The sequence below is a fragment of the Arthrobacter sp. Dra40 genome (assembly GCF_059091905.1).
Map to the genome: position 1 here is coordinate 1 of NZ_JBNHHB010000176.1, position 10,843 is coordinate 10,843.

The 10,843-nt window shown below is 59.7% G+C and carries 9 protein-coding genes; 6 read left to right on the forward strand and 3 right to left on the reverse strand.

Annotated elements, in window-relative coordinates; genetic code table 11:
- Positions 1 to 67 (forward strand): helix-turn-helix domain-containing protein (locus tag AC5RWT_RS29775; protein WP_494083360.1); only part of this gene is annotated, 67 nt, incomplete at its 5' end.
- Positions 68 to 265: 198 nt separating this feature from the next.
- Here AC5RWT_RS29775 and AC5RWT_RS29780 read toward each other — a convergent pair.
- Both AC5RWT_RS29780 and AC5RWT_RS29785 read right to left on the reverse strand, forming a co-directional pair.
- A complete protein-coding gene (locus tag AC5RWT_RS29780) occupies positions 266 to 778 on the reverse strand; it encodes a hypothetical protein (protein WP_494083352.1) in 513 nt (170 codons plus the stop codon).
- Between the two features lie 12 nt (positions 779 to 790).
- The gene (locus AC5RWT_RS29785) at positions 791 to 1,438 is read right to left on the reverse strand and encodes a hypothetical protein (RefSeq protein WP_494083353.1); all 648 of its coding nucleotides are present in this window, start codon (positions 1,436 to 1,438) and stop codon (positions 791 to 793) included.
- 307 nt (positions 1,439 to 1,745) lie between these two features.
- Between AC5RWT_RS29785 and AC5RWT_RS29790 the strand changes: the two genes are divergently transcribed.
- The 3 genes from AC5RWT_RS29790 (at position 1,746) to AC5RWT_RS29800 (ending at position 7,661) form a co-directional block, all read left to right on the forward strand.
- The gene (locus AC5RWT_RS29790) at positions 1,746 to 2,597 is read left to right on the forward strand and encodes a DUF4062 domain-containing protein (RefSeq protein ID WP_494083354.1); all 852 of its coding nucleotides are present in this window, start codon (positions 1,746 to 1,748) and stop codon (positions 2,595 to 2,597) included.
- Between the two features lie 657 nt (positions 2,598 to 3,254).
- Positions 3,255 to 5,654 (forward strand): AAA family ATPase, encoded by a 2,400-nt coding sequence (locus tag AC5RWT_RS29795; protein ID WP_494083355.1) that lies wholly within the window; start codon positions 3,255 to 3,257, stop codon positions 5,652 to 5,654.
- A 210-nt stretch (positions 5,655 to 5,864) separates the two neighbouring features.
- On the forward strand, positions 5,865 to 7,661 hold the full coding sequence (locus AC5RWT_RS29800) for a zinc-ribbon domain-containing protein (RefSeq protein WP_494083356.1): 1,797 nt from the start codon (positions 5,865 to 5,867) through the stop codon (positions 7,659 to 7,661).
- 190 nt (positions 7,662 to 7,851) lie between these two features.
- Here the strand turns inward: AC5RWT_RS29800 and AC5RWT_RS29805 are convergent, their stop codons facing one another.
- Positions 7,852 to 8,556 (reverse strand): TetR/AcrR family transcriptional regulator, encoded by a 705-nt coding sequence (locus tag AC5RWT_RS29805; RefSeq protein ID WP_494083357.1) that lies wholly within the window; start codon positions 8,554 to 8,556, stop codon positions 7,852 to 7,854.
- Positions 8,557 to 8,687: 131 nt separating this feature from the next.
- Between AC5RWT_RS29805 and AC5RWT_RS29810 the strand changes: the two genes are divergently transcribed.
- The gene (locus AC5RWT_RS29810; protein WP_494083358.1) at positions 8,688 to 9,188 is read left to right on the forward strand and encodes a DUF3237 domain-containing protein; all 501 of its coding nucleotides are present in this window, start codon (positions 8,688 to 8,690) and stop codon (positions 9,186 to 9,188) included.
- A 64-nt stretch (positions 9,189 to 9,252) separates the two neighbouring features.
- Positions 9,253 to 10,836 (forward strand): ABC transporter substrate-binding protein, encoded by a 1,584-nt coding sequence (locus AC5RWT_RS29815; protein ID WP_494083359.1) that lies wholly within the window; start codon positions 9,253 to 9,255, stop codon positions 10,834 to 10,836.
- Positions 10,837 to 10,843 lie beyond the last annotated feature (7 nt).

Consider the following 10,843-nt stretch of genomic DNA (forward strand, 5'->3'; position numbering starts at 1 on the left):
AGAGATCGCCGAGCTCTTCAAGGTCGCCCGAAGTACCGTGTACCGCATCGTGAAGCGAACGCCGTAGACCCGGTTCTGTACATACTTGCTGGGACGGTTGTCCCGCACGTGGGAAAGACACCTTGGAATGCGCCGTGAGCAATAGGCAACGAAACCTGGGGCGCCGTCGTTGCTAAGGCGTCCCACACTGGAGTCGGCTCGCGGCTACACCGAATCCGCCATAAGGAGGCGCTGCGGCTGGCTGCCTTGAGCGTTCAGCCACCCATCAAACGGTGCGGTGCACGTGGTAGCACGAGGGGCAGTTCAAGGTACGTGCTGTACGGATGGCCAGATCATTGATCTCCTGCAGTACGTCTTCCTGAATGTCTTCCCACCGGTGCTCATGATCGATAAACACGGACCATGCTTGTGGGACCAGGTCCTTCCCGAGGACGATGACCGAAGCTCTTATGGAAAGACCCCAGTGCTTGATCATGTTGAAGTTACCCTGTGGGAAGTTCTCGGCGCTCTGCACGATCTTCAAAGCATGATCGAGCTGCATCTGTAGCTGGGCCTGCTCACGGAGGAAGGCCCGCTCGTTCTCCATGGCGGCGTTAGCCTCCCGACGGTCATTATCTGCACGCTCATCAGCAGCCCTGCGGTCACCCACTGCCAGCGACATCGCTGTTGCTCGATCCTTCTTCCCATTGGCCAGGGCAACCCACAGGCCTCCGACAGTGACGATCGCCAGAAAAATCTGAACCAAGTTGCCGACGCCAGGGTCAGCCAAAGCACCCATTACGGCACGCCCTCAGCTTCCGCTTATGGACGCTGACGGTCCCAGCGCCGGATTCTGTGCCCGTTCGAACTGATCAAGGATCTTGATGAACTTCTTCACGCTGGCCTCGCTCTTCTGCCGTCGTACATACGCCAGGACTACTCCGCGGTCGTACTCACCCAAGCCGGCGAGATTTTCAAGGTGGCTGAGGGTCATCCGTTCTGCGATGTTATCGTGCCAACCCTTGTAGCCTTCGAACACGATGCGGTCGAGTTCCTTGCGGCCCTTGTGCGTGAGGTTCGAGGACATCACCGCCCCTGTCACTACGTTGTAGGCACCAACAAGTCGAGCCCATCCCTCGTAGGACTCGGTGGGCCACTCCACGACGATGATGATGCTTTTTTTCAAGTGCGTGGTTTTGCTCATCACCTTGTAGGTAGGGCAGTAGGCGAAGACAACTCCACCATCTACCACGCTGCCGCTGCGCTCTGTAACGACGGGCATCTTGCCGAGGGCATCCGGAACATTCGACTTCAAGCTGCAGACAACCGTCAATCGGGCACGGTGCTTCTGTTGGAGGTATAACGCCAACTTGGGGGCGCTTTGGTATATGGGTTTGTCGTCCACCCACGGAACATAGATGAACTGGTGCGTGAGGACCTCGTGCTCGAGTGATGCCATCTGGTACCTTCCTCGGGAGTTTCCCCTGAGGATAAGACAAAGCGCCGACATTTTCGGGACGCCGGTGGCTATTGGACAGTGGCTGGCTGCAGTCTTGGGCGGATTTCACTGCAATCAACTCATGAGAACGCACTATTTGACGGCGGTGCATCTCTCTAGTCGATCTTGCACGTTTCGTTCGTCTCCTCTCTCGAAGAGAGGGAGAGGTAGCAAGTGACTCTATAAGCGTGCCATCGATATCTAATGTCAGTGTCGGCAGTTATGTTGGTGAAGGCCCCTAGTCCAACTAAGAATCATGGAGCTAGCAATGACCTTCTCCGCTACCGTGGTACAAGTATTTATCGCCTCCCCTTCGGACACGACCTCTTCGCGAGATGCTGTTGAGAGAGCACTATCCCGATGGAACGCAAGTCGAGCCGAAAATGATCATTTGGTGATCCTGCCAAGAAGGTACGAAACCAGCGCTGTTCCAACGATGGGTGGGGATGGCCAACAAGTGATTAACAAGCAATTGGTCGAGAAGGCGGATGTCGTGATAGCCATCTTCGCCAACACCCTGGGCAGCGCAACACCGCGTGAGGTCTCTGGAACGGTTGAAGAAATTAAAGAGGCGCATCTTGCCGGCAAGAAGGTTCACGTCTACTTCTCCGAGGCGGATGTTCCTCGTGGTTTTGCTGAGCAGGCATTGAGGCTTGAGGAGTACAAAAAGGAATTCAAGGGACTCTATGGCACATACATAGACGAATCCGACTTGGTCGACCAAGTGCGTCACGCCATCGACAACGACATGCCCGCTTTTGCGGGACGAGTACCGCGACACAGTGTGTCAGGCGCAAATCCTATCGTGCGGCATAACGACGAGCCCTACACTAAATACGACTCCAAGCAGCGCCCTAAGACGGCTCATCGACATTCGATCGTCATCGAAAACAAGAGCGATACTGACGCCGTTGATTTCTTGGTGCAGTTCTCTGGCCCCGAGGGTGAAGATCCTGACCTGTGGTTCTTTGACGAACCGTTCCAGGCAACACTGCACGGCCAAGGAGTTCAAAGCTACCGATTCGAGAAGTCTATGCAATCCAACAACCGACTGGTTGCCAAGATGACTTGGAGTGAGGATGGCCAAGTCAAGGAACGAATCTCGACCATCGCGGTTTGATATCTGCTGTGCCGATAACGGTGATCTCCGATGTCTCACTTGTCCGTGGCGACGCGGGCACTTACGACAAAGGTAGATGAGACTAGTTCTCGAGACAGACGACGCATTAGCCGAGACAGGAAACCTCCCTGTCATCAGCTAGGTTCGAGGGCTCTCGCCAAACGGTCGTTAGATAAGACGACCGGCGGCGTCTTCTTGGGAAGAAGTGACCTCTACCTACCGGCCCCCTCAACTTCGGTCCCTACATCCGTGGTCTCCGATCGGCGCCTGTCGGCTGCCAGGATCCCATCTCGCACGGCGGCTTTGATGACTCCGTAGAGGATGTAAAAAAAGATGGCCGCAGAAACCACGTAGAGGACCAGGCCAGTGACGTTACCTATGCATCGAGCCTAATCGGAGGCGTCAGCACCATGGCGAAATGACCCGTCTCCTTCCTCAGAAGGGGCGCCCGACTTTCGCACTCGGCCTGTGACGCTTGGACCGCCACACTCGGTAGGGGTCAAAAGTCAGCAGGCCGAAAACAAAACAGTCGTTTTTGGACTTGGGTAGATGCAACACCAAACCCGCTCGACCTAAGGACAATCGACCGGCGTGGCGAGGACGTATGGATCAGAGGAAAGCCAAATAGGATGGCAATAGACGATAATTGGGGGAATATTGCGCATTGAAAATATCCAGTCCATCAAGAACTTTCGGATTTTTCGGTACTGGACGCCGGCCGCGAATTTCACGGGGTTTAGTGACATCAACCTGATCTATGCGAACAACGGTAGTGGTAAGTCCACACTCGGGGCTTTGCTAGCACCCACACAATCCCCCGACGCATGGACAGAAGGGGTCTCGTTGGAGTTGTCCGAACCGGAACTGGGCAACCGACTCGTGACATCGCCCCAAGATGCCCTTTGGGACAAGGTTTCGGTATTCAACAAGGCCTACGTGAAGGAGTGCTTCGATTTCGAGGTCGGGGAGGCCAAGGCTCTGCTCGCGCTGGGTAAGGCGAATGCGGATCACGAGAAAGAGCTTCGAGCAGCCCGCGCGGAATTAGAACGACTGAGCCGGGACGCCCAAACCCTTGATGAGGACGCTAAGCAGAAATCCCCGGTCCCTTCGCAGATCCTCAAAAGGATTGGCACGCTCGTCACCTCGACGCTAGGTGGGATCGACGGTTTCGGCCGGGGCTACACAGCGCGCAACGTGCAGAAGCAATTGCCAAACGCGATGCAAAGCGAGGAGAGGGCTGCGTTTGACTCCGATGCCGAGATAGCCAAGGCGCAAAGCCCCTTCCTTCACGAGGTGGTGGTGCCTGCTGTTCCTACCTTGGCCCTATCTCCTCAAGATATCGCGCAGGCCCTGGGACGTGTACCTACCGCCCGTCTGCTGAAATCCTTGGTAGACCATCCGGAGCACGCTGCATGGGTTCAGGACGGACTGGCACTGCACGGCGATACGTCGAGTTGCTTCTTCTGCACGGGACCCTTGACCCGCGAGCGGCTCGACGAACTAAATCGGCACTTCGACGAAAGCACGCGGGAACTCCAGTCGCATCTTCGGAGCATTCTCCAAGATGTTCATAATGTAGCCACCTTGCTCCGCGCTCAAGCTTTTGTTGATCCCGTACTCCTATACCCCGAGTATCGAGCCGAGTACAAAGCCCTCCTCCAGATGCTCGAAAAGCGGACCGCTGAGAGCCTTCAACAGCTTTCCGCTTTAGAGAAGGCCATTGAGACAAAGCTGAAAAGCCTGCATGAGATCGTTGCACTACCCGAGCCGCTAAACGCTTTGCGAGTGCCTGACTACTCCGGGCTGAGGCATCTGCTGGACCAACACAATGCAAGAAGCAAAGCCTTCGCAGTCGTGCGTCGAACAGCCTGCGAACGCCTGGAAGCTTTCTGGATTGGGGAAGAGGAACAAGCCTATAAAGCTGCCGTGCGTGACGCCGAAGCTGCTGAAACTGCCGTGACCGCCAACAACCGTGAGCTAGCAGCAACACGGAGCCGGGTGATGCAACTTGAAAATGCAGAATTGGATCCCTTACCGCCGGCGAAGTGGCTTAATCAACGACTACATAGCCTCCTGGGTCGCTCAGATATATGCGTGGAACCTGTTGAGGACAGCCGCTACGCGATCTATAGACACGGTGAGCCCGCCTTCCACCTCAGCGAGGGAGAGCGCACAGCCCTCGCCTTGCTGTACTTTGTCAGAAGCCTAAGCACACATGGCCGTCAGCGGCGCGAACAGATCGTAGTGATCGATGACCCCATCTCTAGCCTGGATGATCATTTCGCCATTGGCGCCTCCAGCCTTCTCTGGGCTGAGCTCGTACAGCCTTCCATCTGTGGGTGTGGCAAACCTCTGGGCTGCAGCTGTCCGGCAAAGCCGGTTCGGGACTGTGGGCAGATATTCCTTATGACTCACAACTTCGAACTCTTCCGCATCTGGTCCAATCAGCTGGACCGCCTTCCTTCCAACGCTCATAAGGAGAAGCGAGGGTTCAAAATCCTTGAACTTGAAACCCGAACTCAGAACGTTGAAGTAGGAGTGTCTCGGCGCGTCGCACAATGGCGCGATTGGGGATCAGGGCAGACTAACAGGAATCTGCGCACTCGACTTCGTTCTGAGTACCACTATCTGTTTTGGCGAGCAGCTAGGACTCTCATCGACTGCGGCGACGACCCCACCATTGAACAGGAGATGGACGCGGCTGTGGTCCTGCCCAATGTCTGCCGCCGCCTCCTCGAAGGATTCCTTAGCTTCAGGCTCCCGGTGCAAATGGGTGACTTCCGAGTCCAAATGCAAACGGCGATTGACTCCATCGACGATGGTCTTACCCGCCAAAGGCTGGTCACCTTCTTGCACCAGTATTCGCACCAGGAACGCATCGAGACGTCTCGCGGAGTCAATCGGCCCGAAGCTGTCCAAGTCCTACACGCTGTCTTTGAACTAATACGGAATACAGACTCCAAACACTTCGTAGCCATGTGCACGGCCCTGGACCTCGACACGACGCGCTTAGTAGAGAGAGCGCACCAGCAAGTCGATTCCCGAGCATCCGCGTGACCGCTCCCCCGCTTGCGTCGCTGGACATGACCCGGACGGCGGGTTCGATTTCGAATTTTCGACACACGTGACCACGCAGCCCCCTTATTTAAGGAGCGTCAGCGCGAAGGCATCGCTTTGGCCCAAAAACGAGGCGTCTACCGCGGACTAAAAAGCACCCTTACTGACGGATCTGCCAGACTGGCACCAAGATCAGGAATCGGGGGAACCATGGCAACCAGGGAACAGCTCTGCTCAACCGACGAATGCGGCAACGGGGCTGCCTTCACTACCCGGACGAAGCCGGCGTGGTGCGTCGGGTGCCTTACTGACATTCTCGCGGGACTCCGGATGGACCCGATTGCCGAGTTTCCCGGAAAGACCGGCCGGTGGCTGACCCGGTGCCGGGAATGCGGGGCTGAATGCGACTACCGGCTCGACTACCTGCTCGAGCTACGGACCCGGGATGAGCCTGCCTGCCGCCGCTGCTTCTGGACGGAATGGGCCGAGATGGCCAATCGCATGTCCGGCATCACCACCCCTGTCAGCGCCAACGCACTGTGCGAACATCTGTACAGCAACGGCTTCGATGCCGTCGAGGAGATCGTCGGGCTGCCCAGCGACAACCACCCGGTCCTGACCCGTTGCCGGATTTGTGGCCGCCAGGAAGCCCAGCGGCCAGGAGACATCGGATGGGGTTGCGCCTGCACCCGCAACGGCCCGTCCAGCAGCCCGGTGGCGGGGAAACCGCGCGGCGGCAGATCCAAGAACCTCCTAGCCGACTCCGGCAATCCCGCCCTGACATGGTGGGACCACGAGGCCAACCAAGCGGCTGCATTGCAGACAGTCACGCTTCGCGCCCGCCGCGAGTGCCTGTGGGTGTGCCCGGACTGCGGCCACAAATTCTCCGCCAAGGTCTACGAGATGACGGACCACCCGGAGTGCCCCGCATGCCGGTCCGCCCGGGATAAACAGGGGAGTGCCGACTGCGAGCGGCTGAAGCACACACCCGTCGCCGAGATACCCGAACTGCTCGCGGCATGGGCCGACGAAGCCGACCCCTCCACGGTAATGGTCGCCGCGCCGGCCCTCCGGCGCTTCAGGTGCGCCAACGGCCACCGCCCGAGGACCAGCCCGTATACCTACCTAAAATCAGGCTGCCAGTTCTGCCGAGCCCTGTCCGAAGCCGCAAGCCAGACCCGGCCCACCCTCGCCCAGATGCTGCCCGAAATCGCCGGCCAGTGGCATCCAACCCGCAACGGCACCCAGTGGACACCTGACAACGTTGGCCCCAACTCCAAGCGCGTCGTCTGGTGGCTGGCCGACTGCTGCGGCCACGAATGGCAGGAACCTGTCGGCGACCGGAACAAATACAAACGCCAGCGCTGCCCCGAGTGCCGGACGATCCTCGATTCGCTCGCCTGGGTGGATCCCGGCCTCGCCAGCGAATGGAGAAGCGAAAACCCGGTTACCGGATGGCACGTCCGGCCCACCGCACAGACCGCCTTTACCCCGAAGTGGGTGTGCTCTGTCGACGGCGGACACCACTGGCAAGCCCCGCTCGCATCACGCTCCGCCGGTTCCGAATGCCCCGAGTGCCGCCAAACCGGCAAGTCCCGGGTCGAGCTTGACCATCTGGATGCGGCCAAGCAGGTCTTCACCGAGGCTCGCTCCGGCGCGGCCGTAACCGACCCTGCGTTCGCAACCCGCAAAAGCTGGACGGTGGACATCCTCGCCCAACATGGGGACACCAAGATCGCCATCGAATACGACGGGGCCTACTGGCATGCCCCGGCACCCAAGCTCCTCGTCGACCAGCGCAAGACCCTCGATCTGCTGGCCGCCGGATACCGCGTCGTCCGACTACGCGAGAACGACCTTCCGTCCCTCAACATCGACGACGCAGATTATCTCGAACTCCGGGTCCACGCCACGGCCCCTCGCCCGACCCACGTCATGGCTGACATAGCCGCATGGCTGGCGGCGACTGAGGAGGAAGCTCGCAGTGCGACACTCGGGGCCGGCTGAAAACTGCTCGCCCACAGCAGCCCAAGCCCCAAGATTCCGCGAACGGGACAGCCGAAAACGCCGATAACAGCGCTTCTGTCGTTGAAGAATCGACGGTGCCTCGAGGGCGGATTGGAGCAGGGTGTTCAAGTGCACCGGCTGGGCGTGGGGATTCATTCAGCGGCTGTGCGACAACGAATCGGCGCTTGCTTTAGGAGACCGGCGGCAGAGCAGCCTTCATCGCGGCAAGCATCGCTTCGACCTGTCCGCTGAACACTTCGAATCCGTCCTTGATTCGCAGTTCGTCGTGATGTGCCGAGACGTAGGGGAAATCCTGCGGCCTGGCCGGCCGGTACTCCTGAACCCAGAAGTTTCCGCTGTCCGCCCCCGCCGCCGCGGCTGCAGCTAGCATGGCAGCGTTGCGGCCGCTCTGGGCCAGCACCAGATTCGAGTACATCTGGTACTGGAACACCGCCTCGCGGCCCTGCCAGCCTGCCCTGTGCACGGCCTCAAGGACGGCATCCACGGCGCGGACCTCATGCGGCCCCAGGGTGACACGGTAGAACGTGTGCATGGCCGCCGCAGGGTGGTCACTGAAAGTATGCCAGGCTCGGTAGGCCAGATCCCGCAACGAGTCCATCCACGATTCGGACGGTTCATAGCCGTCCAGAGAAATCCTGATCAATTCATCAGCGACTGCGGTTTCGATCTCATCGCGGCTGGAGAAATGGCGGTACATTGCGGTGGGCGAGGCACCCAGTTCCTTCCCGAGCCGTGCGAACGTCAGGGCGTTAACGTTGCCCTCGTCGAGAACCCGCAGGGCCGCCTCCACGATGAGTTCCTTGGTCAAGGTACCCCGGCCCAGCCGCTTTTGCTTACGGGGTGGGCGCGTCGGCGCCTCCGCAGGTACTTCCATGTTGACATCCTTCGCTGCACGGGCCGTCCGCCAATCCAAGCACGCTGGGGCGAGGTTCAGGCGGAATGACACAAAACTCAAATTAGTGAATGTTGTTGACTATAGCGTTCACTATGGTCAATAGTACTTCCATGACGCAGATCACATCAACTCTCGCGGGCCGTGGAACTCAGCTTCCCGGGCTGCAGTACCGCTTCAGCATCGTTGCCGAAGTCGCTCCCAACATCCCACTCGACAGTACCGAAGCCGGCGAGCTCGGCTTCATCCCGATCACAGGCGGCCCGGTCTCCGGAGACCTTGAGGGGAGCGTTGTTTCGGGCGGCGGCGACTGGTGCCTGCACAAGGCGCCTGGCACCTACCGGCTCGAGGCCCGCTACGGCATCCGCACGACCGCCGGTTCCTATATCGACGTCTACAACACCGGGATCCTGATCCGGCCGGAAGAGGAATCCGATGCCTCGAACCATGGTCGGCCGCGGGAGTACTTCATGACCGCCCCGGTGTTCCGCACCACCGATCCCGAGCTCGCCTGGCTGACCCGGTCCGTGTTCGTCGGACAGGCCGTCGCCGGCGATGGTGCGACCACTATCGACGTTTTCGAAGTGCTCCTTCCCGGTACCGCTTCCGCCTGACCAGAGCTTCCCTTCCGCACCAGCCGTTCGACCGCCCGACATCACCCATCCCAAAGGACCAAGCATGAAACGTTCGACGTTCTCGGCCGGAGCTGCCCTTGCAGCCGCCGGGCTGCTGCTTACCGGATGCACCACGTCCGGCTCTTCGAGTGGCGCGCCGGCCACTGCCGAGGGTGCCGCCCTTTCCACTGACACTGTCCGCACCACCATTGACCTGCCTTCGACACTTGATCCCACCCAGGGTCTTTCCCTGCCGGATTTCCTCGCTGCACGCATGAGTTATGACACCTTGGTGCGCAAGGATGAAGGAAACACCTTGGTCGGCGGTCTCGCACAGTCCTGGGAGGGGACCCCCAAGGGAGCGGTCTTCACCCTGCGGCAGGGCCTGACCTGTTCCAATGGAACTCCGATCACTCCGTCAGTGGTCAAGGCCTCGTTGGAGTACCTGATCTCGCCCAAAACGGCTTCGGCTGCCGCACCTCAGGTTTTCGGCCCGGCAGGGGCGCCGACGATCACCGCAGATGATGCCGCCAACACCGTGGACATCGCGCTGGCTGAACCATGGCCAGACATGCTGGAAGGACTTTCCATCGGGCAGACCGGCATCATTTGCCCTGCCGGACTCGACGACCCCAAAGCTCTCGCCGCCGGCACCGCTGCGGGCTCCGAGTCCGGGCCTTACGTCTTGTCGGAGAAGGAACACGGCGTCCGGTACACCTACAGCCTGCGCGATGACTATGATGCCTGGCCCGCCTATGCAAAGGAACTTCCGGGGCAGGCAGCACCGAAGATCCAATACAACGTCATCGTGGACAAGAACGCCACGGCCAACCAGTTGCTGGCAGGCCAGCTCGACATCGGTTTCGTGAACGCAAACAGCCTTCCGCGGTTCAAAGACAATGACAATTTCTCCGTGACCAACGAGGCCTTCTCTGACTTCTACGTCCTGTTCAACCAGCGTGAAGGCAGCCCGTTCACCGATCCGGAGAAGCGGAAGGCCGTGGCGCAGGTGCTCGACCGTACCGTATTCGAAGGCATCACCTCGATGGGTGAAGGCCAGGTGACCGAACAACTGGTGGCCGAGGGCACCCAGTGCTCCAGTCCGGACCAGTCCCCGGTAATCGCGGTGGATCAAGAAGCTGCGAAGCCCGTTCTGGACGGGGTGAAGATCCGCATGGTCGGCGCCCAGATCCTGGGACCGCAGGGCTCTGGAAACGTGTACGTCCAGGAGCAACTCCGCGCTGCCGGCGCTGACGTGGCGCTGGAAAACCTCGACGTGGGCGGTTGGATCGGCACCGTTTTCGGTGAGCCGAGCGGCTGGGACATGACCGTTTACGCGGACCTGAACTTCATCGGCACCATGTCCAACCCGCTGAACTCAATGGTCGGCCCGGCCATCGAAGACGGCGGCGGCAACATCGGTGCCATCCAAAACGAAGAGGCAGCATCCGCGCTGGCAAAGTTCCGCACAGCAGCGGACGATGACGCCCGGTGCGCGGCGCTTCAGGAGTCAATGAACTCCATCATCGCGAATGCCGATGCCATTCCGCTGGCCAATGACCCGCGGTTGATGGTCGCCGCAAATGGCTTCGCCGTCGTCTCGTATGGCGGCGCCCTGGACGACCAGCACAACCGAATCACCAAGTAACCGGCCC

Excerpts from the sequence above, each read along its gene's own strand:
- AC5RWT_RS29800 (WP_494083356.1), top strand. The coding sequence starts at position 5,865 with ATGGCAACCAGGGAACAGCTCTGCTCAACCGACGAATGCGGCAACGGG.
- AC5RWT_RS29790 (WP_494083354.1), top strand. The coding sequence starts at position 1,746 with ATGACCTTCTCCGCTACCGTGGTACAAGTATTTATCGCCTCCCCTTCG.
- AC5RWT_RS29810 (WP_494083358.1), top strand. The coding sequence starts at position 8,688 with ATGACGCAGATCACATCAACTCTCGCGGGCCGTGGAACTCAGCTTCCC.
- AC5RWT_RS29805 (WP_494083357.1), bottom strand. The coding sequence starts at position 8,556 with ATGGAAGTACCTGCGGAGGCGCCGACGCGCCCACCCCGTAAGCAAAAG.
- AC5RWT_RS29780 (WP_494083352.1), bottom strand. The coding sequence starts at position 778 with ATGGGTGCTTTGGCTGACCCTGGCGTCGGCAACTTGGTTCAGATTTTT.
- AC5RWT_RS29785 (WP_494083353.1), bottom strand. The coding sequence starts at position 1,438 with ATGGCATCACTCGAGCACGAGGTCCTCACGCACCAGTTCATCTATGTT.
- AC5RWT_RS29815 (WP_494083359.1), top strand. The coding sequence starts at position 9,253 with ATGAAACGTTCGACGTTCTCGGCCGGAGCTGCCCTTGCAGCCGCCGGG.